Raw genomic sequence first — 23,651 nt, forward strand, 5'->3', positions numbered from 1 at the left:
TGGCGGTTAGTTCAAGTCAGTTTGTTCGGTTGTCCGGGTCGACGAGCACGTCGTCGCCGGCCACGGTCACCGCGTACACGGCCACCGGCTCGGTGGCGGGCGGCGAGGACGGGGCGCCGGTGCGCAGGTCGAAGCACGACCCGTGCAGCCAGCACTCCAGTCCCTTGCGGGTCAGCTCGCCCTCGGCCAGGGCGATCTCGGCGTGCGTGCACTCGTCGCGCAGCGCGTGCACCTCGTCGCCCTTGCGCACGAGCACGATCGGCGTGTCCGCGAGCTCGACCGGGAACGGCTTGCCGTCCTCCAGGTCGGCCAGCGAACACGCCCGCAGCATCGTCACGCCCCCACGGCCTGGAGCTCGGCCTCGATGGCGGCCTCCAGCCGGTCCCGCACCTCGGGCACGCCGATCTTCTGCAGCACCTCGTGGAAGAAGCCGCGCACGACCAGCCGCCGCGCCTGCTCCACCGGGATGCCCCGGGCCTGCAGGTAGAACAGCTGCTCGTCGTCGAACCGGCCGGTGGCGCTGGCGTGGCCGGCGCCCTCGATCTCGCCGGTCTCGATCTCCAGGTTGGGCACGGAGTCAGCCCGGGCGCCGTCGGTGAGCACCAGGTTCCGGTTCAGCTCGTAGGTGTTCGTGCCCTCGGCCGCGGCGCGGATCAGCACGTCGCCGATCCACACCGTGTGCGCGCCATCGCCCTGCAGCGCGCCCTTGTAGACGACGTTGCTACGGCAGTTGGGCACCGCGTGGTCGACGAAGGTGCGGTGCTCCAGGTGCTGGTCGGCGTCGGCGAAGTACAGGCCGGCCAGGTCGGCGTCGCCGCCCTTGTCGCCGTAGGTGACGGTCGGGCTGACCCGGACCAGGCTGCCGCCGATGGTGACCACGGTGTGCTTGAGCACCGCGTCCCGGCCCAGCTTGGCCAGGTGCGCGCCGACGTGCACGGCGTCGTCGCTCCAGTCGTGCACGACGACGACGGTGAGCCGGGAGCCGTCGAGGGCGACGATCTCCAGGTTGTCCGCGTACGTGCCGGAGCCGCGGTAGTCGACGACCACCACGGCCTCGGCGAACGCCTCGGCCCGCAGCTGCACGTGCCCGAAGGCCACACCGCCCTCGCCGGGGCCGGTCACCGTGACGATGGTCGGCCGGGCGGTCTTCGTCTCCTTGGGGAAGGTGACGACCGTGGCCTGGGTGAAGGACGACCACGCCTGGGCGGACACGCGGTCCGCCGGCACGCCGCCCGCACCGATGCGCTCGTCGTCACGGGCGACGCGCTCGACCCGCACCTCCGGCGACTCGCTCACGTCCACAGTGGCCGAACCGCTGGCCACCGCCGTGCCGTTGTGCAGGCCGTTCAGCCGCTTGAGCGGGGTGAACCGCCAGTCCTCCTCGCGCCCGCCCGGAACCTCGAAGGCGTCCACGTCGTAGGAGGTGAACCGGTCGCCGCGCGAGCTCTGCGGAACAACCGCTCCGCCGTGCGAGTGCTCGGTCAACCCGTGCTGCGTCGTTGGGGTGGCCATGTCAGCCGACGGCCCCTTCCATCTGGAGTTCGATCAGGCGGTTCAGTTCGAGCGCGTACTCCATGGGCAGCTCGCGGGCGATCGGCTCGACGAAGCCGCGCACCACCATGGCCATCGCCTCGTCCTCGGTCAGGCCCCGGGACATCAGGTAGAACAGCTGGTCCGCGCTCACCTTGGAGACGGTCGCCTCGTGGCCCATGGACACGTCGTCCTCGCGGACGTCCACGTACGGGTAGGTGTCCGACCGGCTGATCTGGTCCACCAGCAGCGCGTCGCACTTCACCGTGGAGGCGGAGTGGTGCGCGCCCTTGTTCACCCGGACCAGGCCGCGGTAGGAGGTGCGGCCGCCGCCGCGGGCCACCGACTTCGACACGATGGTCGAGGAGGTGTGCGGCGCCAGGTGCACCATCTTCGCGCCGGCGTCCTGGTGCTGGCCCTCGCCGGCGAACGCGATGGACAGCACCTCGCCCTTGGCGTGCTCGCCCATCAGGAACACCGAGGGGTACTTCATGGTGACCTTGGAGCCGATGTTGCCGTCGATCCACTCCATGGTCGCGCCCTCTTCGGCCTTGGCGCGCTTGGTGACCAGGTTGTAGACGTTGTTCGACCAGTTCTGGATGGTCGTGTAGCGGCAGCGGCCGCCCTTCTTGACGATGATCTCCACGACCGCCGAGTGCAGCGAGTCTGAGGAGTAGATCGGCGCGGTGCAGCCCTCGACGTAGTGCACGTACGCGCCCTCGTCGACGATGATCAGCGTCCGCTCGAACTGGCCCATGTTCTCGGTGTTGATCCGGAAGTAGGCCTGCAGCGGGATCTCGACGTGCACGCCCTTGGGGACGTAGATGAACGAGCCGCCGGACCACACCGCGGAGTTCAGCGCGGAGAACTTGTTGTCGCCGGACGGGATCACCGAGCCGAAGTACTCCTGGAACAGCTCCGGGTGCTCCTTGAGGCCGGTGTCGGTGTCCAGGAAGATGACGCCCTGGCGCTCCAGCTCCTCGTTGATCTTGTGATAGACCACCTCGGACTCGTACTGGGCGGCCACACCGGCGACCAGGCGCTGCTTCTCCGCCTCCGGGATGCCCAGCTTGTCGTAGGTGTTCTTGATGTCCTCGGGCAGGTCGTCCCAGGTGGCGGCCTGCTTCTCGGTCGAGCGCACGAAGTACTTGATCGAGTCGAAGTCGATGCCGGACAGGTCGGAACCCCAGTTCGGCATGGGCTTGCGCTCGAAGAGCTTGAGGCCCTTCAGGCGGTGCTCGAGCATCCACTCGGGCTCGCCCTTCTTGGCCGAGATGTCCCGGACGACATCCTCGTTCAGGCCTCGGCGAGCGCTCGCGCCCGCAGCGTCGGGGTCGGCCCAGCCGTACTCGTAGTTCCCGAGCGTCGCCAGGGTCTGTTCCTGGGTCAACGGCTCGGCCTGCGGCGTGGTGGGCGTGCGCTGCTCGGCAGCGGCAGTCATGCGAGCTCCCCTCCGTCCGGGGTGGGTGGTGTCGTGTTCGGGGTCTTCTTGCCTTGGCTCGGGAGCACCGGCACGTGGGTCGTGCACGCCGCGTCACCGCGGGCGATCGTCGCCAGCCGCTGCACGTGGACGCCGAGCATGTCGGCGAACGCCGCCGTCTCGGCCTCGCACAGCTGCGGGAACTCGGCCGCGACGTGTGCCACCGGGCAGTGGTGCTGACACAGCTGCTCCCCGGCGCCGACGTGCCGTGACGACGAAGCGTAACCCTCGCGGGTCAGCGCGGCGGCGAGGGCCTTGGCCCGCTCCGCCGGCTGCGCCGGCTCCGTCACGGCGTCCCGGTGCCGTTCGATCATGGCTTCGACCCTGCGCTCGGCGAACGCCCGGACCGCCTGCTCCCCGCCGCTCTCGGCCAGGAAGCGCAGCGCCGCGACCGCCAGGTCGTCGTAGGCGTGGCCGAAACGGGACCGGCCCGTCTCGGTGAGCAGGAAGAGCTTGGCCGGGCGGCCGCGCCCCCTGCGCCCACGCGTCGGAGCGTCCCTGGTGGTTGCCTCGCCGTCGGCGAGCAGGGCGTCCAGGTGCCTGCGCACGGCTACGTGGCTCAGCCCCAGCTCGTCGGCGACGTCGGCCGCGGTGACCGGTCCCCGTTCGAGCAGCAGCCTCGCCACCGCCTGCCGGGTGCGGCCGTCAGCCGGCTGCGGCGGCGCCGCACCCAGCTGCTGATCGCTCCCGACGTTTTTCACAACACAAGTGTTGCCTATTTCCATCGGTACAGCAAAGCCAGGGGCCACGTCCCGGCACTCTTAGTGACTCGCTTCACACCCATCCGAGTGTCCGTTGGCCACGTGAGTGGCTCATTTGCCCCCGACAGCCACCTGAGCCACTCACGTGCATCCGAGGAGCGGAGGAGCGGCACGTGAGTGGCTTAGGTGGGGTTGGAAGGCACATGAGCCACTCACGTGGCCGGAGACCGGGAGCTCACCCGGGCCTCGCTACTCTGCTCGGGTGTTGGCCGCCAAACTGCGAGAGCTGGTGACCGGAACGGTCGGTGAGACCGCGCCGCCGGGGCTGGTTCCGGTCGAGGACGCGCCGCTGCGGCTGGACCGGACCGAGCGCCGCCAGCTGCAGGTGATCCGGCGGTTCGGCACGATCGGCTCGCTGCTGCTGGCCTGCGGCGGCCTGGGCGCGGGGGCGTCGCCGACGATCAACCCGCTGCTCGACACGCCCATCCTCGGGGTGTTCGCCCGGATCCCGACGGTGGCGATGGCCAGCGCGTTCTCCGGGATGCTGATGATGGTGCTGGCCTGGCTGTGGCTGGGCCGGCTGGTGTGGCCGGGCCGCCCGCGCATGCTGTCCCGCGCGCAGATGGACCGCACGCTGGTGATGTGGACGATCCCGCTGATCCTGGTGCCGCCCATGTTCAGCCAGGACGTCTACAGCTACCTGGCGCAGAGCGCGGTCGTGCAGCGCGGCATGGACCCGTACACGATCGGCGCGGCGCAGGCGCTGGGCCCCGACAACATCCTGGCCCGCAGCGTGCCGACGCTGTGGCGGGAGACGCCCTCCCCGTACGGACCGCTGTTCCTCACGGTCGGCCGCGCGATCACCGGCATCGCCGGCGACAACGTGGTGGTCGGCATCCTGCTCGAGCGGGTGCTGGCGCTGATCGGGCTGGGCCTGATCGTGTGGGCGCTGCCCCGCCTGGCCCGCCGCTTCCACGTCCCGCCGGTGGCGGCGATCTGGATCGGCGCCGCCAACCCGCTGGTGATCTTCCACCTGGTCGTCGGCGTGCACAACGAGGCCCTGGCCATCGGCCTGATGCTGGCCGGCTTCCAGGTCGCCATCAGCCGCCTGCCCAGGATCGGCCCCGGCGACCCGATACCGCCCTGGTCGCGCGAGGAGTTCTGGCGCATCCTCGCCGGCGCGACCCTGATCACGATGGGCGGCGGCGTCAAGGTGCTGGCCCTGGTGGCGCTGGGCTTCGTCGGCGTGATGATCGCCCGGCGCTGGGGCGGCGGCCTGCCCCAGCTGCTCAAGGCGGCCGGCGCGATGCTGGTGGTCGGCGTCGTCGTGATGACGTTGATCACGGTCGCGAGCGGGCTGGGCTGGGGCTGGCTCAAGACGCTCAACGGCGGCACGATCATCTACACCTGGCTGTCCCCGGTCACGTTGGTCGCGCTCGGCGGCGTCGGCCTGGGCATCCTGTTCCAGCTGGGCAACCACATCGACGCCACGGTCGGCACCGCCCGCGCGATCGGCTGGATCGGCTTCGCCTGCTCCGGCGTGATCCTGCTGTGGCGGTCCTACCGCGGCCACTTCTCGGCCATGGCCGGGCTGGGCCTGTTCCTGGTCTGGTTCGTCGTGCTCGGCCCCGTTGTGCAGCCCTGGTACCCGCTGTGGGCGATCATTCCGCTGGCCACGGCCAAGGCCAGCAAGCGGTTCCGGACCTGGGTCACGGTGTTCAGCGCGCTGATCGCGCTGGTCACCCCGCCGACCGGGTCCACGTTCGACGGCCGGGCGTTCCTCATCCCGACCGCCGCGGTCGCCGCGCTCATCCTGGTCGGCCTGCTGCTGTTGGTCGTCCGGGGCAAACTCCCCGAACGCGAACCCCGAGGTGAACTGACCGTGACCCCCGCCACGTCCGAACCGCTCAGTTCGGGGCCGCTCGGATGAGCCCCACGAGCCTGCGTTCCGGCCACCCCCTAGGCTCGGCGGACGTGACCGCACACCCGACCACCCCGGCTGTCGAGGTGTCGGGCCTGGTGAAGCGCTACGGGTCCACCGTCGCGGTGAACGGCCTGGACCTGCGGATGGACCGCGGCACCGTGCTCGCCCTGCTCGGCCCGAACGGCGCCGGCAAGACCACCACCGTCGAGCTCTGCGAGGGCTTCCTGCGCGCCGACGACGGCACGGTCCGGGTGCTCGGCCTCGACCCCGCCCGCGACGGCGCCGCGCTACGGGCCCGGATCGGCGTGATGCCGCAGGGCGGCGGCGCCTACCCGGGCGTGCGCACCGAGGAGATGCTGCGGCTGGTGGCGGCGTGCGCGGCGAATCCGTTGGATCCCGAGTGGCTGCTGGATGTGCTGGGCCTGGCGACCGCGCGCCGCACGCCGTACAAGCGGCTGTCCGGCGGGCAGCAGCAGCGGCTGTCGCTGGCGTGCGCGCTGGTGGGCCGGCCGGAGCTGGTGTTCCTGGACGAGCCGACGGCCGGGCTGGACCCGCAGGCCCGTCGCCTGGTCTGGGACCTGGTGCAGGCCCTGCGTTCCGACGGCGTCGGCGTGCTGCTGACCACGCACCTGATGGACGAGGCGGAGACGCTGGCCGACCAGGTCGTGATCGTCGACCACGGGCGGGTGGTCGCCAGCGGCACCCCGCACGAGCTGACCAGCAGCGGCTCCGCCGAGCAGCAGCTGCGCTTCCGCGCCCGGCCCGGCCTGGACACGAAGCTGCTGGTGGACGCGCTGCCGGAGAACCTCAAGGTGGACGAGGTCGGTCCCGGCTCGTACCTGGTGGCCGGCTGCATCGACCCGCAGGTCGTCTCCACGGTCACGGCCTGGTGCGCGCAGCAGGGCGTGCTGGCCGAGGAGCTCCGCGTCGCCCGGCGCAGCCTGGAGGACGTCTTCCTGGAACTGACCGGACGGGAGCTCCGCTCGTGACAGCGTCGATTCCCCGGACTTTCCCACCCGGCACGTTCACCCCGGCCCCGGGCCGAGGCCGCCTCGGCCGCATGCTGCTGGCGCAGGCCCGTACCGAGACGGCGCTGGCGCTGCGCCACGGCGAGCAGGTGCTGCTGACCCTGCTGATCCCGCTGGCGCTGCTGATCGGCCTGACGCTGCTGAAGATCGTGCCGCTGCCGGAGCCGCGGGTGAACGAGGTGACGCCGCGCATCCTCGCGCTGGCGGTGATGTCCTCGGCGTTCACCGGGCAGGCCATCGCGCTCGGCTTCGACCGCCGCTACGGCGTGCTCAAACGCCTTGCGGCGACGGCGATCCCGCGCTGGGTGCTCGGCGCCGGCCGGGTGCTGGCGGCGTTGACGGTCGTCGCGATCCAGGTGGTGATCCTGGGCGTCGTCGCCGCGCTGCTGGGCTGGCAGCCCGACGCCGGCGGCATCGCGTGGGCGATCGTGCTGGTGCTGCTGGGCACGACTTCCTTCGGCGCGCTGGGTGTGCTGCTGGGCGGCGCGCTGCGGGCGGAGATCGTGTTGGCGGTGGCCAACATCGTGTGGTTCGTGCTCCTGCTGGCCGGCGGCATCGCGCTGCCGCCGGGCTCGCTGCCGGGCGGGCTGGGCGCGATCGTGGAACTGCTGCCGTCCGGCGCGCTCGCGGAAGCGCTGCACACCGTGCTCACCCAGGGTGGCGCGCCGGGCTGGCAGCCGGTGCTGGTATTGATCATCTGGGCTGCCGCCGCCGGCGGCGTCGCCACCAGGACCACCCGGCTGACCTGACCCCGAGAGGGCCCTCCCCGACTTGAGCACGACTACTGTGGACCAACAACAAGACGAAGAACCGTCACTGGCCCGAGCCAGCGGCTCGATGGCCGTGGCCACCCTGGTCAGCCGCATCACCGGCTTCGTGTCGAAGCTGCTGCTCGCCGCCGTCATCGGCTTCAGCGCCAAGGCGATCAACGATTCGTACACGGTGGCCAACACCGTGCCGAACATCATCTACGAGCTGCTGCTCGGCGGCGTGCTCACCAGCGTGGTGGTGCCGCTGCTGGTGCGGGCACGGCACGAGGACGCCGACGGCGGCGAGGAGTACACGCACCGGCTGCTCACCGTCAGCCTCACCATGCTGCTCGGCATGACCGCGCTCGCGGTCGCCGCCGCGCCGCTGCTGACCAAGCTGTTCGTGGACAGCAGCAGCGGCAACGCCAATCCGGCGCTGGTGACCGCGTTCGCGTACCTGCTGCTGCCGGAGATCCTGTTCTACGGCATGTTCGCGATGCTGGGCGCGATCCTCAACACCCGCAACGTGTTCGCGGCGCCGGCGTGGGCGCCGGTGCTGAACAACGTGGTGCTGCTGGCCACCATCGCGGCGTACTTCGTGCTGCCGGGCGACATCTCCACCGACCCGGTCCGCATCACCGACTTCAAGCTGCTGCTGCTCGGCCTCGGCACCACGCTCGGCATCGTGATCCAGGCGCTGGTGCTCATCCCGCCGCTGCTGCGCAGCGGCTACCGGCCGCGCTGGCACTGGGGCTGGGACCGGCGGCTGGGCGAGTTCGGCGGGCTGGCGCTGTGGGTCGTCGGCTACGTGGTGGTCAGCCAGATCGGCTACATCACGATCACCCGGGTCGCCACCAACGGCGCCGCCGGCGGCATCTCCATCTACACGTACTCGTGGCTGCTGGTGCAGATGCCGTACGGGGTGCTGGGCGTGTCGCTGCTGACGGCGATCATGCCGAGGATGAGCAAGGCCGCCGCCACCAAGAACATCCCGGCACTGCTGGACGACCTGTCGCTGGGCAGCCGGATGTCGGCGGTGATGCTGGCCCCGATCAGCGCCCTCATGACCGTGCTGGGGCCGGCCCTCGCGGTGGCCATCACCGTGTTCGGCAAGGGCGGCGCGGACGCCCCCCGGCTCGGGCTGGCGATCACCGCCTCGTCGTTCGGGCTGCTGCCGTACGCGCTGACCATGCTGCAGATGCGCGTGTTCTACGCGATGAAGGACGCCCGCACGCCGACCCTGATCAACGCGGTGATGATCGCGTTGAAGGTGCCGGTGTGCCTGCTGGCGGCGGCGGTGCTGCCGGCCAACCAGGTCGTGTTCGGCCTCACCTTCTCCGACGCGATCAGCTTCACGCTCGGCACGATCGTCGGGGAACTGTTGCTGCGCAAGCGGTTCGGGCGGCTGGGTAGCAGGCGCGTGGTCCGCACGTACGTGAAGGTCGCGGTTGCCGCCGTGTGGGGCGCGGCGGTGGCGCTGGTGGTCGAGCTCGGCGTCCGCTCGTACGTGCCGGGCGGCGTGCACGGGGCCCTCGGCGCGTGGCTTTCCCTTGTGGTGGGCGGGATCCTGGGCCTGCTGGCGGCGTTCGGCATGATGGCGCTGCTGCGGGTGCACGAGCTGCGGCCGGCCCTGGACAAGATCGGTTCCTTCGTCCGGCGCTGAGAACACGTGCGCTCCCCGACCGGGGAGCGCACGCGTCGGGTCAGAACGCGCCGAGGCCGTTCGGCGTGCCCAGGCCGGTCGGGCCGTCGTAGCTGGCCTTCGCGGTGCACAGGTAGCTGCCGCTGCAGCTGCCGTTGGAGCCGCTGGTCACGTCGAACAGCGATCCGGTGTGCGAGTACGCCAGCGACGCCGGGACGCTGCCCGCCGCCGGGCGGCCGGCGAGCGCGTACACGCCGGCGACGATCGGCGACGAGACGCTGGTGCCGCCGAACACCAGCCAGCCGCCGACGCCGTAGGTGTCGTAGACGGCGACGCCGGTCGCCGGGTCGGCCACCGCGGAGACGTCGGCGACTGTGCGCCGGGTGCAGCCGGTGTCGTGCTGCCAGCTCGGCTTGGTCTCGTACCGCGAACAGCCGGAACCCGCGCCGCTCCACACGGTTTCGCTCCAACCACGCGCCGTGGACGCGGTGCGCAGGCTGGTGCCGCCGACGGCCGTGACGTAGCGGGACGCGGCCGGATACTCCACGCCGTAACCGGAGTCACCGGAGCTCACGGTGATCGCCACGCCTGGGTGGTTGTAGTACGTGTCGGCCGACGCCTCGGTGGAGAACTCCGCGCCGCCGTAGCTGTTCGAGACGGCGACCGCGCCGAGCCGCACGGCCGTGTTCACCGCGGTCCCGAGGTTGGCGATGGACGCGGAAGTGGCCTCCACCAACAGGATGTGGCAGCTGGGGCAGACCGCCGACACCATGTCGATGTCCAGCGAGATCTCCTCCGCCCAGCCGGTGTTGCCCGCCGGCAGCGGGCTCGCGGCGCCGCTCTGGTTCACCTTCTTGAAGCAGCCGTTGGCCGTGGTGCAGGCCGGCAGGCCGAAGGTGGACCGGTAGGTCGCCAGGTCCTTCTCGGCGTTCGGATCGTCATAGGCGTCGACGATCGCCACCGTCAGGCCGGCGCCGCCGGTCGTGGGCAGCTTGTAGGCGGCGCGCAGGTTCGCCGGGCTCAGGCCGGACGGAGCCGCCGGGGAGAACGTGCGGGCGCCGGAATCGGTGCGTACCAAGGCTTTGCACGCCGCGAAGCCGGGTGCGGGCTGCTCGGCGCAGGACCGAGCGGTGGTGATGGTCTGGGCCTGTGCCGTTGTCGTGCCGCCGAGCGCCGTCACGCCGGCCCACAGCGCGACGACGGCAAGGATTCTCAGGGGGATCTTGGTCACCGATACCTCCACAGGGAGCGGGACGAAGCTCCCCGACGGTAGGCAACCGGTCACTGTGCGCCAATAGGCAGAATGCGGGACCCTACCCTTGGAACGGACAAAACGCCGGGCGGGATGACCCCGCCCGGCGTCGTCCGTCAGAAGGCCCCTGTTCCGTTCGGGCTACCGAGACCCGTGGGCCCGTCGTAGCCCGTCTTCGCGGTGCACAGGTAGGTGCCGCCGCAGCTACCGTTGGAGCCGCTCGTCACGTCGAACAGCGACGAGGTGTGCGAGTACGCCAGCGACGCCGGCACGCTCGTGCCGCTGAAGTTGCCGGCCAGGGCGTACACCGCGGCGACGATCGGCGACGCGACGCTGGTGCCGCCGAAGACCAGCCAGCCCGACTCGCCGTAGGTGTCGTAGACGGCGACACCCGTGGCCGGGTCGGCGACCGCGGACACGTCCGCGACCGTGCGGCGGGTGCAGCTGGTGTCGTGCTGCCAGCTGGGCTTCGCCTCGTACGCCGAGCAGCCGGAACCCGCGCCGTTCCAAGCGGTTTCCGTCCAGCCCCGGGTGGTGGAGCTGGTCCTCAGGCTGGTGCCGCCGACCGCCGTGACGTAGCGGGAGGCCGCCGGGTACTCCACGCCGTAACCGGAGTCACCGGAGCTGACCGTGATCGCCACGCCGGGGTGGTTGTAGTAGCTGTCGTAGCTGGTCTCGGCGGAGGACTCGCCGCCGCCGTAGCTGTTGGAGACCGCGGTCGCGCCGAGGCGGACCGCCGTGTTCACCGCCGTGCCGAGGTTGGCGTACGACGGGGAAGTGGCCTCCACCAACAGGATGTGGCAGCTGGGGCAGACCGCCGACACCATGTCGATGTCCAGCGAGATCTCCTCGCTCCAGCCGGTGTCGCCGGTCGGGTAACTGGTGCCGCCGGTCTGGTTCACCTTCTTGAAGCAGCCGTTGGCCGTGGTGCAGGCCGGCAGGCCGTAGGTGGACCGGTAGGTCGCCAGGTCCTTCTCGGCGTTCGGGTCGTCATAGGCGTCGACGATCGCGACCGTCTGGCCGGAACCGCCCGCGGTCGGCAGCTTGTACGCCGACTGCAGGTTGGCCGGGGACAGGCCGGACGGGGCCGCCGGCGAGAACGACCTCGCCGCCGAGTCGGTGCGGCGCAGCGCCGTACAGGCCGCGTAGCCGGGCGCCGGTTTCGTCGCACAGGAGTGGACCGTCGTGACGCCGGTCTGCGCCATCGCCGTGCCGGACATCGCCAAGGCCGTCGCCGCCATCGCGGCGGCAGCGAGCAGGGACGTGATTTTCACAGGGACCTCCACGCAGGGAGTGGGGGTGTCAGCGCCCCTTCGGGGCGCCTCCCGAACGTAACCACGCGATTCCGGACAGCCAACGCGGGAAAACCCTCGGTCCGATGACCCGACCCCTGCATCCGGACAAACGGGCCGGTGCCGGGCAGCCCGGCCGCCGGTCCTACCATCGAGTCGTGTCAACCCCCTCGCTGCTGTCCCGCGTCCCGTCCCCCAGCCGCGCCGTGCAGCGCCTCATCGCCGGGGCCGCGGTCGTCGGACAGGCCGGCATCGCCGTCACCGGGGCGGTCGTGCGGGTCACCGAGTCCGGGCTGGGCTGCACCACGTGGCCGCAGTGCCAGCCGGGCAGTCTCGTGCCCGTGGCCGACCCCGTCGGCGGGCAGGTGCACCAGTGGATCGAGTTCGGCAACCGCCTGCTCGGCGGCGGCCTCGGCGTGGTGTCCGCGCTGTGCGTGCTGATGGCGCTGTTCGCCCGGCCCCGTCGCCGCCGGGTCATCGTGCTCGCACTCATGATGCCGCTGGGTGTCGTGGCACAGGCCGTGATCGGCGGCATCACCGTCCTCACCGGACTGCAGTGGTGGAGCGTCGCCCCGCACTTCCTGGCGTCCATGCCGTTGATCTGGTTGGCCGTGCTGCTGTTCCGCGCCGTCGGCGAGGGCGACGAGCCCGCCCGGCCGCTGCTCCCCCGCCCGCTGCTGGCGCTCCAGCTCGCCCAGGCCATTTCCGTCGGCGTGATCCTCATCGCCGGCACCCTCGTCACCGCCGCCGGCCCGCACGCCGGCGACATCCGCACTCCTCGGCTCGACGTTCCCGTGTCGACGCTGGCCCAGCTGCACGCCGACCTCGTGTTCCTGCTGATCGGCTCGCTGTTCGCCTTGGGCTTCGGCATGCGGATCAAGGACGCGACGGCCGTGCAGTGGCGCCGCTACTGGACGCTGGTCGGCGTGGTCCTGGCGCAGGCGCTGATCGGGTTGGTGCAGTACTGGACCGGCGTTCCCGACGTGTTGGTGCTGGTCCACGTGCTCGGCGCCACCCTGGTGCTCATCGCCGGCGCCTCCCTGTGGACCGCCAGCCGCGACCGCGGCCCGGAGCCTCGGCAGCCCGAACAGCTCACGACCCCCACCCGAGAACTCGCGAGTCACGCCTAGCGTCACACCGAATGCGTGAATCCGTTTCAGGCATTCGGTGTGACGCTGAGCGGGACTCGCCGGGGTGCTAGTTCTTCGGCGGGGCGGGGCGGCGTTGCCAGACGGCCGGCAGCTCGTCGGCCAGCCAGCCGTACATCTCGTCGATGTTGCGCAGGCGCTGGGCCCGCTGCGGGTCGCCGCTGAGCAGGCGCAGGCCGGCGGCGGTGAGCTCGCGGGTGCCGGCCAGGGCCCGCAGCCGGCGGTCGATCATGTCGTTCCAGCCCTGCTCGTTGAGCTTGTACTCGGCGGCCTGCCGCCCCCGCCGGGTGGTCTTGGTGACGACGCCGAGGTTCATCAGCAGGCGGACGTTGGTGCTGATGGAGCCGCTGCTGGCCTCCAGCTCCTCGGACAGCTCGGCGGCGGTGCGCTCGACCGGGTCGCACACCAGCAGGTAGGCCAGGATCCGGCCGCCGATGAGCGGAATGCCCTCCGGCACGAAGTGCGCCGCCATCCGTTCGATCCACGCCGACAGCTGGCTCTGCGTCGCCACGACACCCACCTCACCGATCAACTTCAATCGACACTGAAGTCCCAGTGTAGGAGGTGAAAGCTAACCGCGGTCGGCGACACGCTCACGCGGCTTCATGGTGGGGGCGGCGTCGGCGTCCCGCGTGGTCAAGGCGACGGCCGCCGCGAGCAGGGCGACGGTGGCAGCGGTGAAGAAGCCGGCACGGTAGGCGACCAGGCCGGGACCGTCGCCGTCGGAGCCGAGTGCGGCGACGACGGTGCTCAGCCCCGCCACCCCGGCGGCGGATCCGAGCTGCCGGCCGACGTTGTACAACGCGGACGCCTGCCCCAGCTCCTCGGCCGGCATGCTGGCGAACGCGGCGGTCTGCGTCGGCATGAAGACAAACCCCATGCTCACGCCGGACAGGAACATCAGCACCACGATCTGCCAGCGCGGCGTGTCGAGGCCGATCAGCGCCATGCAGCCGACGATCACGGCCAAGGCGACGAGGCCGGTCAGCTGCAGCCGGCGCGGGCCGATCCGCGGATAGACCCGGGCGATGATCTGCAGGGTGATCACGACGCCGACCGCCTCGGGAAACGTCGTCAGGCCCGACTCCAGCGGGTCGAAACCTCGGACCGTCTGCAGGAACTGCGGCATCAGATAGAGAATGCCGAGAAACGACGCCGAGGTCAGGACCGTCAGCGAGGAATTGGTGCGGAACGGCCGGTTGCCCAGCAGCCGCAGGTTCAGCAGCGGCCCGGCGGCACGCAGCTCCACTCGTACGAGCGCGATCAGCAACCCGAAGCCCAGCACGCCGGTGGCGATCACGTCCGGCTGCGTCCATCCGCGGTCCGGGCCCTCGCTCAGCGCGTACACGGCCGCGCCGAAACCGCAGCCCGACAACAGGAATCCCGTCACGTCGAAGCGCCGCACCACGGCGTCCGACTTCTGTGTCAGGAACAGCAGCCCGAACAGGAACGCCAGCACCCCGATCGGGACGTTGACCAGGAACACGTACCGCCAGGACAGCTGGACGGTGAGCAGACCGCCGAGCACCGGGCCGGACGCCGGGGCGATGATCGTGGCGAGGTTCATCAGCCGGGTGGCCCTCGGCCGCTCGATCGGCGGGAACGCGCGCAGCACCATCGCCATGCCCACCGGCACCACCAGTCCGCCGCCCGCGCCCTGCACGATCCGGAAGCCCACCAGCTCCGGCAGGCTCCGCGCCAGCCCGCACAGCCCGGACGCCACCACGAACAGAGCCAACGCCGTGAGGAACACGCGCTTCACGCCGAACCGGTCGGCCAGCCAGCCCGACGCCGGCATGAAGACGGCCAGGCTGAGCAGATAGCCGATGACCACGGCGTGGCCCTGCTCCGGCTGCACGTCGAACCGCCGGGCGATCACCGGCAGCGTCACGTTGACGACCGTGCTGTCCAGGATCGACATGAACACCGCGGCGACGTAGACCACGGGCACGACGATCTTCTGACTCAGCTGCGGCACCGCTCCCCCTCCGACCATCCCTCGTCTGGCACCTTACGCACCGGGACAGCGTCCGCGGACCAGCCGAAGGAGTGGGCACAGTGAGTGAGCAGGAACGCGTCCGGGCCAGCTTCGACCGCCAGGGGCTGATGGCCCATCTCGGCGCGCGCCTGGGTCATGTCGGCCCTGGTGTGGTGCACATCCTGCTGCCGGCCCGCCCCGAGGTGACCCAACAGCACGGCTACTTCCACGCCGGCGCCACCAGTGCCATCGCCGACAGCGCCGGCGGTTACGCGGCGTACACCCTGTTTCCCGAGGGCACCTCGGTGCTCACCGTGGAGTTCAAGATCAACCTGCTCGCGCCGGCCGTCGGAGAACACCTGGAGGCCGTCGGCACGGTGCTCAAACCCGGCCGCACGCTCACCGTGTGTCGCCTGGACGTCTTCGCCGTCCAGGGCGAGCAGCGGACGCTGGTCGCCGCCGGCCAGCAGACCCTCATCCAGGTCGCCGCCAGGCCCGAACGCTGACCTGCGCATTGCGGAAACTCGCAAGGAATCCACAAGGCCGATCCAGCACCGTAGCCCCCGACCGCCGCCGACGACGAGGGGAACCGATGATCAAGAAGACGATCGGCGCGAGCGTGCTGGCCGGTCTGCTGGTGCTGGCCCAGGCTCCGTCGGCCTCGGCCGCCGTGCACGCCTGGACGTCGCCCCCGGACACCTCGACCCTGCCCTGCCACTACAACATCGTCGAGGACCTCCAGGTGGAGTCCTGCCTGATCGCACGCACCCAGGCCGGCGTCCCCGGCTTCCAGGCCGTCATGGTCCTGGAGAACATGGGCACCACCGGCATACAGCTGCACTCCGCAGTGATCAACATGTGGGCGCTGCCCAGCCCGTCGAAGCAGATCCGCGGCGACAGCTGCCCCGACACCGGACTGTCCTCCGGCTACGGCGCCGCCTGCTACGGCACGTTCGCGTCCCGGGCCCAGGTGTGCGCGGCCAAGCCCGACGCGAGGAGCGTCACCGCGAACGCCGCGATCAACGCGCCGAGCGAGAGCACCAACCGCATCGCGGTCACCAGCACGGCCCTCGCGATCAGCTGCTGATCTTCGCGCCGGAACCATGACACGAGATGTCAGGGTTCGGGGCGAGCGTGGTCCCATGCGCGAAACACCGGAAGAGCTGGCCGAGCTTCAAGCCCTCCTCGACGCCTCGCTCGCCCGCTCCACCTCTCACCTCCGCTCCATCATCACCACCGAGCGCACCCTCACCGCAGAACAGCTCACGCAGGCCCTCACCGGCATGTGCACCCTCGCGTTGTCCACCGTGACGGCAAAGGGCGAGCCACGGGTCAGCGGCGTGGACGGGCACTTCCTCCATGGCCGGTGGCACTTCGGCACGGCACGCACCGCCGCCAAGGCCCGTCACCTCGCCGCCCGGCCCGCCGCCAGCGTCGCGCACATGCGCGGCGAGGATCTCGGCGTGTTCACGCACGGCACCGTGGAGGTCCTCAACCCTCACGGCGGCACGCCGGCCGCGGGCTGGCCGGAGCTGCTCGCGTACGTCAAGGACTGCTACGGCGCAGACGCCTTCGACTGGGACAACGACGTCTTCTACTACCGGCTGCAGCCACGCTGGATGACGGTGTACGCCTCCGGCATCACCTCCCGATCCTGACGGCGACGACGCCGGCCCAGTGCTGCAGGGCGGCTTCGAGGCCGTCGGCGTCGCTGCTGTCGGACGCCCAGGCGACCACGCCGTCCGGGCGTACCAACACGCCGGCCGGCGTCGCGAAGTCGTCGGGCACGCTGGTGACCCGCCCGGTCCAGGGCGCGGCGAGGCGGGTGAAGGCGCGGTCCGGGGTGCGGTCGAGCAGGAGGAATCCGCCGGCGTGACCGTGGTCGGCCAGCCGGGAGCCGTCGGCCAGCCACAGGTCGGGGACGTGCCGGCCGACCAGGGGATGGCCGCCGGGCAGGTCGATGCGCTGGGTGACGCCGGAGAGCTGCTTGACGGCGTAGGTGGTGCCGTCCCGGGTGCTCAGCAGGTCGGCGACGACCTGCCGGAGCGCGGCGGACTTGGCGTCGCCGCGCAGCACCCCGACCTGGGCCCGCGTCCAGTCCAGAACCCAGGCGCCGAGGGGACGACGCTCGGCGTCGTAGGTGTCGAGCAGCCCCTCGGGCGCCCAGCCGGCGACCACGGCGCCGAGCTTCCACCCCAGGTTCATCGCGTCGCCGACGCCGAGGTTGAGCCCCTGGCCGCCGAACGGCGAGTGCACGTGCGCGGCGTCGCCGGCCAGTAGCACCCGCCCCGACCGGTAGGTGGCGGCCTGGCGGGCGTTGTCGGACCACCGGGTCGCGGTGCCGCGCAGCGCGGTCAGGGTGACGTCGATGCCGGAGATCCGGCGCAGGCTGGCCTGCAACTCCGCCAGGGTGACCGGCGCGGAGCGGTCGGCGGGACCGCCGTCGAACTCCACGGTGACCACCCGCCCGGGCTGCGGCCCGTAGCGGTACGCCCCCTGGGGCGTCCACGTCCATCCGTCCGCGAGCTTCTCCGGGTCGGCGATGTCGGCGACCGCCAGGTATCCGGTGAATTCGGGGTCGGTGCCGGGAAACTCGATGCCGGCGAGCCGGCGCACGGCGCTGTGCCCGCCGTCGCAGCCGACCAGCCACCCGGTGCGCACCGCGCCGGCAGTGGTGCCGACGAGCACGCCGTCGCCGGTGTCGTCGAGCGCGGTGACCTCGACCCCACGGTGCACCGGCACGCCGAGCCGCGCGACGTGGTCGGCCAGCAGCGCCTCCAGCTCACGCTGCGGCACCATCCGCGCCCCGGCGACCGCGTCATGCGCGGCGAGGTCGGGATCGGCCCAGTCCACGAGGTCGGCGTCGAGGACCATCCCCGCGAAATGCCCGGTGAACCGCGAATCCCCCGGGCGACCGAACGACCCCATCCGTTCCAGCGTCTCCCGCTGCACCTGTTCGGCGGCGGGCAGCAGGCCGCGGCGGTCGAGCGCCTCGGCCGTCGGCACGTTGATACCCATCGCCTTCATCGCCGCCGCCGGCTCGGTCAGCCGCTCCAGCACCTGCACCGTCGCGCCGGCGAGCGCCAGCTCCGCGGCGAGCACGAGCCCCACCGGCCCGGCTCCGACCACGGTCACGTCCGTTTCGATTAACACGAACACCGTTCTAGTTACGAACGTCGTTCGTGTCAAGCTAGAGTGGTCGCGTGGACCCGAGAGAGCGACGCGCGACCCGCCACCAGCTGCCGAATCCCGACGTCACGATCGTTCCCAGGCGCCGGCGCAAGACCGTGTTCACGGTCGAGCAGGTCGTCGACACCGCGCTGGGCGTCGTCGCCACCGAGGGCTACGAGGCGCTGACCATGCGCCGGCTGGCCGGCGAGCTCGACACCGGACCCGCCTCGCTCTACGCCCACGTCGTCAACAAGGCGGACCTCGACGAGCTGCTGATCGGGCGGCTGTGCGCCGAGCTCGTGCTGCCCGAGCCCGATCCCGCGGCCTGGCGGGAGCAGATCCGTGGCGTGTGCGTCCAGATGCGCGACCAGTACCTCAAGTACCCGGGGATCTCCCGCGCCGCGCTCGCCATGGTCCCCACCGACCTGGAGATCGTGCGGGTCAACGAGGGAATGCTGGCGATCCTGCTCGCCGGCGGCGTCGCGCCGCAGGCCGCCGCGTGGGCCATCGACGCGCTCCTGCTGTACGTGGCCGCCTACTGCCTGGAGGCGTCGATCGCACGCCAGCGAGCGGCCGACGACGACGTCGCCTGGGTGCTCGACCGCGACGAACTGCTGCGCCGATTCGCCGCCCTGCCAACGGAAACCTTCCCCCACACCACCCGGCACGCCGCCGAGCTCACCGCCGGCGAGGGCCACGACCGGTTCGACTTCACCCTCGGCTTGATGATCGACGGCCTGGGCCGCCGCTAGGGCAGGATGGTGTGGTGCTGAAGATCGACCTCGTCACCGAATCCGACCGCGTCGACTGGGAAACGCTGTCCCGCGGCCATCACGCGCACTTCGATGCCGACCATCCCGACGACAGCTACGACCGAGCCTGGCGCCGCGTGCTCGACGCCGACCCGGTGCGCGCCGTCCTCGCCCGGCTCGACGGCAAGGCCGTCGGCGTCGCGAACTACCTGTTCCACGCCAGCATCTGGTACGTCGGAAAGTGTTATCTGGCCGACCTGTTCGTGCTGCCGGAGCTCCGGCGGCAGGGCATCGCGACGGCGGTGATCGAGTGGATTGCCCGGGACGCCAAGGACCACGGGTTCCCCGGCCTGTACTGGAACACCCTGGAGGACGCCCCGGCTCGCGCGCTGTACGACAAGGTGGCCGTGCACCGGGAGGGACTCGTCACGTACGGCTACCGACGCTCGGTCAGGTGACCGCTCCGCCGGCCGCGATGATCCGGTCCGCCCGGGCCACCTGGGCGTCGATCTGGTTCCGGTACTGCGTCAACTGTGCCGTGTGCGAGGCGATGTACTGCCGGTCGTAGGCGGTCTCGACCGCGAGGACGACACCCATGAGGTTCGTGGCCTGCTTGCAGTCCATGTCGGCGACTGCGGTCGCGATCTCGTCCGGGCTGTGCGTCGGCTGGGCCGATGGCGAGCGGGGCCGCCATTTCGGATCGATGTAGGCGTCCGCCGGAGTCGCGTAGACGAACCCCTTCGTCTTCATGCAGCTGCTCCACCGGCTGTTGACGTCGACGAGCCTGGGGTCGGTCAACGGGATCCGCGGGCCGGAGTCGGGAAGGTCCGACGCGCTGCCCGGGAACGGAGGGCGTCCTCCGACGGCGTCCTGGGCCAGCTTCCGGCACCCGCCGGGTGGGACCGCCTTGCCGTTGTGGGCGAGCACGGGCTGTCCGGACTTGTCACGGCCGTTCAGCACACTTTGGGCGATCTCCGGGAGGCCGGCGTCGCCGGATCCGGGATCGACGCCGACCACCGCGTCGTAGCCCTTCGCGCTCACATCGGCGGGATCGTAGAACCCGTATATCTCGGATCGCATCCTCAACTGTCGCACCGAATCCGAGAGGGCGTCGGGATCCGATGGGGGAGCGGCCAAGCCGAAGCCCTTCATGCACCAGGCGGTCGCGGCATCAGTGGCCGCGAGCAGCTTCGCCACTTGCGGATAGGTGACCTCGAAGCGGTCGATCGGGCGGTCGAGCTGGTCGACGCGCGTGACCGTGGAAATCGGGCCCAGCAGCGGCACTGGTTGCTGGGCGGCGGGCTCGCCGCTGCCGCATCCCGCGCCGGCAATCAAGACGCCGAACAGCGTCAGAGCTTTCGCGGTGTTCTTCAACGTCATCTCATGGACCTTCGGCACAAGGGCGGCTCGGGACGGCGCCGGGGTGGCGGAGGCCAGGTGCTTGCCGTCCGCCACCCCCGCGTTGATCAGCCGTTGTAGATTTCGACGGCCCACGTGTAGCCCTTGTTGAGGGTCAGCCAGTCGCCGGGATAGATTTCACGGTTCGGCCCGTCGATGTAGCCGTGGTTCCAGCCGGAATGGGCCTGGTAGGAGCCGGGAATCGCGGCTCCGGCGCTGCCGGGGGTGCCGGCGAAGCAGAACTTGCCGTTGGTGCCCCAGACCTCGATGCCGTTGCTCACTCCGGACGACGGGCACTGGACCTGGTCGACGGCGTTCGCCGGCGCGGCCAGCGCGATACCGCCGGTGAGAATGGCCCCCGTGACGACGGCCGCTGCGATCTTCTTGCGAATGTTCAAGGCCTTACCTTTCGATGGTCCACATATCCGCCTGCCTCTGGTGGCGGCGAATACCCCGTGTGAAATCCGGTGAAGACGACGGCTCGATGTCGGCCGACAACGGTCAGCTTGTCCGTGCCCGGTACCCGACCGGTACCCGACGGGTTCCCTCGCCCGGCCCGATTCGCCGACCCGTGGGACCGGGCAGTCCCCGTCGACGAAACCGACCGGACGCCTGTCCGGCCCCACCGGCTTGCCCCGCCGGTGTCCGGCCCCACCGGCTTGCCTCGCCGGTGTCCGGCCGCACCGGCTTGCCCCGCCGGGTTGCTTTGTTCTATAACTACTACAACAGCTCACCAAGGAGGGGGGTCACGTGATCATCAGCCTCGACCTGTCCAGCGACGTGCCGATCTACCAGCAGCTGCGGGACCGCATCGTGGAGGGCATCGCGGCCGGCACGCTGCCGGACGGGGAGTCGCTGCCATCCACCCGACAGCTCGCGGCGGACTTCGGCATCAACTTCCACACGGTGAACAAGGCGTACGACCTGTTGAGGCAGCAGGGATTCGTGCGACTGAACCGGAAGACCGGCGCGGTGGTCGGCGCCACGGCGTCGGACGAGGCGTTCGTGGCCGACTGGACCGCGCGGGCACGCACGCTGCTCGCGGAGGCGGTGGCCAAGGGGGTGCACGCGGACGAGGTGCTGGCGACGTGCCGGGCCGTGCTCGCGGGCTTCGACAACCAACAAGGGGATGAGTCATCGTGACCACGACCGGTGTTGTGGTGCATCTGGTGTTGACGGCGCTGCTGCTCTACCTGGCCTGGCTCACGCCGTCGCTGTCGGCCCGGACGGTGCGCTTCGGCGTCCGCGTGCCCGACGACCGCGTCGACGACCCTGTGGTGCAGCGGGAAACCACCCGGTTCCGCACGGCCCTGCTGATCTCGGGAGTGATCATCGCGGCGGCGGGCCTCGGGCTGATCTTCACGGCCGGCGTGGCACTGGTGCCGGCGCCGGTGCTGGCCCAGGTCATCGTCTGGTACCTGCTGTACTTCCGGGCCAACCGCGCGATCACCGCGGCCAAACAGGACCAGAACTGGTACGCGGGCAAGCGGCAGGGCGTCACCGCGGACACCTCCCTGCGCAGCGACCCGCCGCGGTTCCCGTGGGCCTGGCTGCTGCTGCCGATCCTCGTCGTCGCGGTGAGCGCGGTGCTCGGCATCATCCGCTACCCCGACCTGCCGGACCCGATGCCGGTGCACTTCGACGCCGCCGGCAACGCCAACCGGTACGCGCCGAAGTCGGTCGGCAGCGTGTTCACGGTCGTGTTCCTGCAGGCCGGGCTGACGCTGGTGCTGGGCGCGATCGGCGTGCTGGTCTTCCGCGGCCCCGCCGACGTCGATCCCTCGCGGCCGGCCGCCTCGGTGCGGGCCCACCGGGAGTTCGTCGCCCGCCTGGGCCGGGGATTCATCGTCTTCGCCACGCTGCTCGACCTCGGGCTGCTCGCCACCGACTGGGCGATGTGGAGCGGCGCCCCGCAGGTTGGCGTGCTGCTGCCGCTGACCCTCGGGCCCGTCCTCGTCGGCATCGCGATGCTGGTGATCATCGTGGTGCAACGCAACCGGGATCCCGAACCCGACGAGCACACCGGACTGTCCCATCGGGACGACGACAGCAACTGGATCGGCGGCGTCCTCTACCGCAATCCGAACGATCCGTCCTGGTTCGTGCAGCGCCGCTTCGGGTTCGGGTGGACGGTCAACATCGGCAACCGTGTCGCACTGGTCACCTGCGCCGGCCTGACCGTCGTGGTCCTCGCACTCGGCCTGCTCATGCCGCTGATTCTTCGCTGAGGGGGAATTCCCATGCACAGCCTCGTCGTCGCGGCCCTGGTCGCCGCGACCGTCACGCCCGCCAACGCCGTTCCGGCCGTGGACCGGGAGATCACGTTCCAGTCCGACGGCGTCACCGCGTACGGCACGCTGCACGTGCCCGCGCACCGGCGCGGCGACCGCCTCGCGGCCGCCCTGCTGTTACCCGGCAGCGGCCCGACCGATCGGAACGGTAACCAGGCCAGCATCCACCCCGACACCCTGGCGCTGCTCGCCGACGCCCTGGGGCAGGACGGCATCATCACGTTCCGGTTCGACAAGTACGGCAGCGGTCCCAGCCACACGCTGCCGCCGGCCGGCACCGACTACAGCGTTTTCATCCGCCAGGCCGACGCCGCGTACGCGACCCTGCGCGAGCAGCCCGAGACGAACCCGTTCGCGATGCTCGTGGTCGGCCACAGCGAGGGCGGCATGAACGCCATGCTCGTCGACACGTCCGTGTGGCCGCGGCCGGCCGGGCTGGCGCTGCTGGCCCCGCAGGACGGCCGGATCCTCGACATGATCGCCATGCAGGTCGGCGCGCAGCTCGACGCCGCGCTGCCGCCGGATCAGGCCGCCGCCCAGAAGGACCTGATCGCCGCCTGGATCTCCGACTACCGGGCCGGCCGGCCCGTCAGCACGGCCGGCATGCTGCCGTCGATCGCGTCGCTGTTCCAGGTTCTGCAGGCCCAGGGCGACTTTCTGCGTACCGACGACGCCATCTACCCGCCGGACGTCGCCCGCGAGGTGCCGGCCGGCACGAGGATCCTGGTGACGTGCGGGACCGCCGACGCCAACGTGCCGTGCGACACCACTCCCCCGCTGCTGCGGGCATTGCGTGGGGAGCACCTGGCCACCCTCGACGGGATCGACCACTTCCTGCACCCGGCCGGCAGCCCCGTCGACGACCAGCCGCTGGCCCCGGCCGCGCTCGCCGCGCTGCGCCAGTGGACCCGCCCCTGGACCTCACACTGAGGTTCGGAACGGACCATTCCTCTACTCGGAGTTGAGGAATGGTCCGTTCCGAACCGATTCGTCAGACCTTCGGGGCGGCCATGCGGCGGCGGTGGCGGGGACCGATCTTGGCGGCGGCGACGGTGTCGCGGTCCCACTCCGCCGCGTGCGCGCCGGCCGCCTCGACCACGGCCTCGCCGGTCGCCACGTCCGGCACCACGATGTCGCCCATGGCGCCGTCGTTGCCGACCAGCACGACACGCGCGCCGGCCCGGCCGATGCGCTCCACCACGGCCCGGGTGGGCCGGCCGTGCGCGGCGACGAAGGCCTTGGCCGAGGACACCGCCCGGCCCGGAATCCTGGTCTGCTCCGACATTCCCCCACCTTAACGAGCGTTCCCACGACT

General features: G+C 71.0%; 25 protein-coding genes. 13 read left to right on the forward strand and 12 right to left on the reverse strand.

What is annotated here, in order from left to right; genetic code table 11:
• Positions 1-16: 16 nt before the first annotated feature.
• Genes BJ998_RS00630 through BJ998_RS00645 form a run of 4 tightly spaced genes read right to left on the reverse strand, consistent with a single transcriptional unit; the run spans position 17 to position 3,711 of the window.
• Positions 17-331: a non-heme iron oxygenase ferredoxin subunit gene (locus BJ998_RS00630; RefSeq protein WP_184868328.1), complete on the reverse strand. Its 315-nt coding sequence runs from the start codon at positions 329-331 to the stop codon at positions 17-19.
• Positions 332-333: 2 nt separating this feature from the next.
• Positions 334-1,512, reverse strand: a complete 1,179-nt coding sequence (sufD, locus tag BJ998_RS00635; protein WP_184857479.1) for a Fe-S cluster assembly protein SufD — start codon at positions 1,510-1,512, stop codon at positions 334-336.
• A gap of 1 nt (position 1,513) precedes the next feature.
• The gene (gene sufB / locus BJ998_RS00640; RefSeq protein WP_184857481.1) at positions 1,514-2,971 is read right to left on the reverse strand and encodes a Fe-S cluster assembly protein SufB; all 1,458 of its coding nucleotides are present in this window, start codon (positions 2,969-2,971) and stop codon (positions 1,514-1,516) included.
• Positions 2,968-3,711: a helix-turn-helix transcriptional regulator gene (locus tag BJ998_RS00645; RefSeq protein WP_376775828.1), complete on the reverse strand. Its 744-nt coding sequence runs from the start codon at positions 3,709-3,711 to the stop codon at positions 2,968-2,970. Before BJ998_RS00645 ends, sufB begins: the two co-directional genes overlap by 4 nt.
• A gap of 262 nt (positions 3,712-3,973) precedes the next feature.
• Here BJ998_RS00645 and mptB point away from each other — a divergent pair, with 262 nt between their 5' ends.
• The 4 genes from mptB to murJ all read left to right on the forward strand — a co-directional run bounded on the left by mptB (position 3,974) and on the right by murJ (position 9,075).
• Entirely contained in the window at positions 3,974-5,641 is a 1,668-nt protein-coding gene (gene mptB / locus BJ998_RS00650) for a polyprenol phosphomannose-dependent alpha 1,6 mannosyltransferase MptB (protein WP_184857485.1), read from the forward strand.
• 44 nt (positions 5,642-5,685) lie between these two features.
• Entirely contained in the window at positions 5,686-6,624 is a 939-nt protein-coding gene (locus BJ998_RS00655) for an ABC transporter ATP-binding protein (RefSeq protein ID WP_312889856.1), read from the forward strand.
• 71 nt (positions 6,625-6,695) lie between these two features.
• Entirely contained in the window at positions 6,696-7,412 is a 717-nt protein-coding gene (locus BJ998_RS00660; RefSeq protein ID WP_184857489.1) for an ABC transporter permease, read from the forward strand.
• A 37-nt stretch (positions 7,413-7,449) separates the two neighbouring features.
• Entirely contained in the window at positions 7,450-9,075 is a 1,626-nt protein-coding gene (murJ, locus tag BJ998_RS00665) for a murein biosynthesis integral membrane protein MurJ (RefSeq protein WP_312889857.1), read from the forward strand.
• Positions 9,076-9,115: 40 nt separating this feature from the next.
• Here the strand turns inward: murJ and BJ998_RS00670 are convergent, their stop codons facing one another.
• Both BJ998_RS00670 and BJ998_RS00675 read right to left on the reverse strand, forming a co-directional pair.
• Positions 9,116-10,285 (reverse strand): S53 family peptidase, encoded by a 1,170-nt coding sequence (locus BJ998_RS00670; protein ID WP_312889858.1) that lies wholly within the window; start codon positions 10,283-10,285, stop codon positions 9,116-9,118.
• A 137-nt stretch (positions 10,286-10,422) separates the two neighbouring features.
• Complete coding sequence (locus tag BJ998_RS00675; RefSeq protein WP_221337825.1) at positions 10,423-11,580, reverse strand: S53 family peptidase; 1,158 nt, start codon at positions 11,578-11,580, stop codon at positions 10,423-10,425.
• Positions 11,581-11,756: 176 nt separating this feature from the next.
• Between BJ998_RS00675 and BJ998_RS00680 the strand changes: the two genes are divergently transcribed.
• Positions 11,757-12,728, forward strand: coding sequence for a COX15/CtaA family protein (locus BJ998_RS00680; RefSeq protein ID WP_184857495.1), 972 nt, complete (start codon positions 11,757-11,759; stop codon positions 12,726-12,728).
• A 67-nt stretch (positions 12,729-12,795) separates the two neighbouring features.
• Here BJ998_RS00680 and BJ998_RS00685 read toward each other — a convergent pair whose 3' ends face one another.
• Positions 12,796-13,257, reverse strand: a complete 462-nt coding sequence (locus BJ998_RS00685) for a GbsR/MarR family transcriptional regulator (RefSeq protein ID WP_312889859.1) — start codon at positions 13,255-13,257, stop codon at positions 12,796-12,798.
• A 60-nt stretch (positions 13,258-13,317) separates the two neighbouring features.
• Entirely contained in the window at positions 13,318-14,724 is a 1,407-nt protein-coding gene (locus BJ998_RS00690) for a DHA2 family efflux MFS transporter permease subunit (protein ID WP_221337827.1), read from the reverse strand.
• Positions 14,725-14,804: 80 nt separating this feature from the next.
• Between BJ998_RS00690 and BJ998_RS00695 the strand changes: the two genes are divergently transcribed.
• The 3 genes from BJ998_RS00695 to BJ998_RS00705 all read left to right on the forward strand — a co-directional run bounded on the left by BJ998_RS00695 (position 14,805) and on the right by BJ998_RS00705 (position 16,382).
• The gene (locus BJ998_RS00695) at positions 14,805-15,230 is read left to right on the forward strand and encodes a PaaI family thioesterase (protein WP_221337828.1); all 426 of its coding nucleotides are present in this window, start codon (positions 14,805-14,807) and stop codon (positions 15,228-15,230) included.
• Positions 15,231-15,316: 86 nt separating this feature from the next.
• Positions 15,317-15,811: a hypothetical protein gene (locus BJ998_RS00700; RefSeq protein WP_184857500.1), complete on the forward strand. Its 495-nt coding sequence runs from the start codon at positions 15,317-15,319 to the stop codon at positions 15,809-15,811.
• 55 nt (positions 15,812-15,866) lie between these two features.
• Positions 15,867-16,382, forward strand: coding sequence for a pyridoxamine 5'-phosphate oxidase family protein (locus tag BJ998_RS00705; RefSeq protein WP_184857501.1), 516 nt, complete (start codon positions 15,867-15,869; stop codon positions 16,380-16,382).
• Here the strand turns inward: BJ998_RS00705 and BJ998_RS00710 are convergent.
• The gene (locus tag BJ998_RS00710) at positions 16,366-17,859 is read right to left on the reverse strand and encodes an FAD-dependent monooxygenase (RefSeq protein WP_312889860.1); all 1,494 of its coding nucleotides are present in this window, start codon (positions 17,857-17,859) and stop codon (positions 16,366-16,368) included. The genes BJ998_RS00705 and BJ998_RS00710 overlap by 17 nt on opposite strands.
• 68 nt (positions 17,860-17,927) lie before the next feature.
• On the opposite strand from BJ998_RS00710, the gene BJ998_RS00715 reads away from it, so the two are divergent.
• Both BJ998_RS00715 and BJ998_RS00720 read left to right on the forward strand, forming a co-directional pair.
• On the forward strand, positions 17,928-18,647 hold the full coding sequence (locus tag BJ998_RS00715; RefSeq protein WP_184857503.1) for a TetR/AcrR family transcriptional regulator: 720 nt from the start codon (positions 17,928-17,930) through the stop codon (positions 18,645-18,647).
• 14 nt (positions 18,648-18,661) lie between these two features.
• Entirely contained in the window at positions 18,662-19,105 is a 444-nt protein-coding gene (locus BJ998_RS00720) for a GNAT family N-acetyltransferase (protein ID WP_184857505.1), read from the forward strand.
• On the opposite strand, the gene BJ998_RS00725 is transcribed toward BJ998_RS00720, so the two are convergent.
• A complete protein-coding gene (locus BJ998_RS00725; RefSeq protein ID WP_184857507.1) occupies positions 19,098-20,027 on the reverse strand; it encodes a hypothetical protein in 930 nt (309 codons plus the stop codon). The genes BJ998_RS00720 and BJ998_RS00725 overlap by 8 nt on opposite strands.
• A gap of 86 nt (positions 20,028-20,113) precedes the next feature.
• Positions 20,114-20,443 (reverse strand): hypothetical protein, encoded by a 330-nt coding sequence (locus BJ998_RS00730; RefSeq protein ID WP_184857509.1) that lies wholly within the window; start codon positions 20,441-20,443, stop codon positions 20,114-20,116.
• Positions 20,444-20,795: 352 nt separating this feature from the next.
• Here BJ998_RS00730 and BJ998_RS00735 point away from each other — a divergent pair, with 352 nt between their 5' ends.
• Genes BJ998_RS00735 through BJ998_RS00745 form a run of 3 tightly spaced genes read left to right on the forward strand, consistent with a single transcriptional unit; the run spans position 20,796 to position 23,266 of the window.
• Positions 20,796-21,188, forward strand: coding sequence for a GntR family transcriptional regulator (locus BJ998_RS00735; protein ID WP_184857511.1), 393 nt, complete (start codon positions 20,796-20,798; stop codon positions 21,186-21,188).
• Positions 21,185-22,273: a DUF1648 domain-containing protein gene (locus tag BJ998_RS00740; protein ID WP_184857513.1), complete on the forward strand. Its 1,089-nt coding sequence runs from the start codon at positions 21,185-21,187 to the stop codon at positions 22,271-22,273. Before BJ998_RS00735 ends, BJ998_RS00740 begins: the two co-directional genes overlap by 4 nt.
• Before the next feature lie 12 nt (positions 22,274-22,285).
• Positions 22,286-23,266, forward strand: a complete 981-nt coding sequence (locus BJ998_RS00745) for an alpha/beta hydrolase (protein WP_184857514.1) — start codon at positions 22,286-22,288, stop codon at positions 23,264-23,266.
• A gap of 61 nt (positions 23,267-23,327) precedes the next feature.
• Here BJ998_RS00745 and BJ998_RS00750 read toward each other — a convergent pair whose 3' ends face one another.
• Complete coding sequence (locus tag BJ998_RS00750; RefSeq protein WP_184857516.1) at positions 23,328-23,621, reverse strand: hypothetical protein; 294 nt, start codon at positions 23,619-23,621, stop codon at positions 23,328-23,330.
• Positions 23,622-23,651: the final 30 nt, after the last annotated feature.

The organism is Kutzneria kofuensis, from assembly GCF_014203355.1.
Classification (GTDB): domain Bacteria; phylum Actinomycetota; class Actinomycetes; order Mycobacteriales; family Pseudonocardiaceae; genus Kutzneria; species Kutzneria kofuensis.

Bases quoted from the DNA above. Each gene is read 5' to 3' on its own strand.
- BJ998_RS00750 (WP_184857516.1), bottom strand. From the start codon at position 23,621: ATGTCGGAGCAGACCAGGATTCCGGGCCGGGCGGTGTCCTCGGCCAAG.
- BJ998_RS00725 (WP_184857507.1), bottom strand. From the start codon at position 20,027: ATGACGTTGAAGAACACCGCGAAAGCTCTGACGCTGTTCGGCGTCTTG.
- BJ998_RS00700 (WP_184857500.1), top strand. From the start codon at position 15,317: ATGATCAAGAAGACGATCGGCGCGAGCGTGCTGGCCGGTCTGCTGGTG.
- BJ998_RS00630 (WP_184868328.1), bottom strand. From the start codon at position 331: ATGCTGCGGGCGTGTTCGCTGGCCGACCTGGAGGACGGCAAGCCGTTC.
- sufD (WP_184857479.1), bottom strand. From the start codon at position 1,512: ATGGCCACCCCAACGACGCAGCACGGGTTGACCGAGCACTCGCACGGC.
- BJ998_RS00705 (WP_184857501.1), top strand. From the start codon at position 15,867: ATGCGCGAAACACCGGAAGAGCTGGCCGAGCTTCAAGCCCTCCTCGAC.
- BJ998_RS00745 (WP_184857514.1), top strand. From the start codon at position 22,286: ATGCACAGCCTCGTCGTCGCGGCCCTGGTCGCCGCGACCGTCACGCCC.
- BJ998_RS00660 (WP_184857489.1), top strand. From the start codon at position 6,696: ATGCTGCTGGCGCAGGCCCGTACCGAGACGGCGCTGGCGCTGCGCCAC.
- sufB (WP_184857481.1), bottom strand. From the start codon at position 2,971: ATGACTGCCGCTGCCGAGCAGCGCACGCCCACCACGCCGCAGGCCGAG.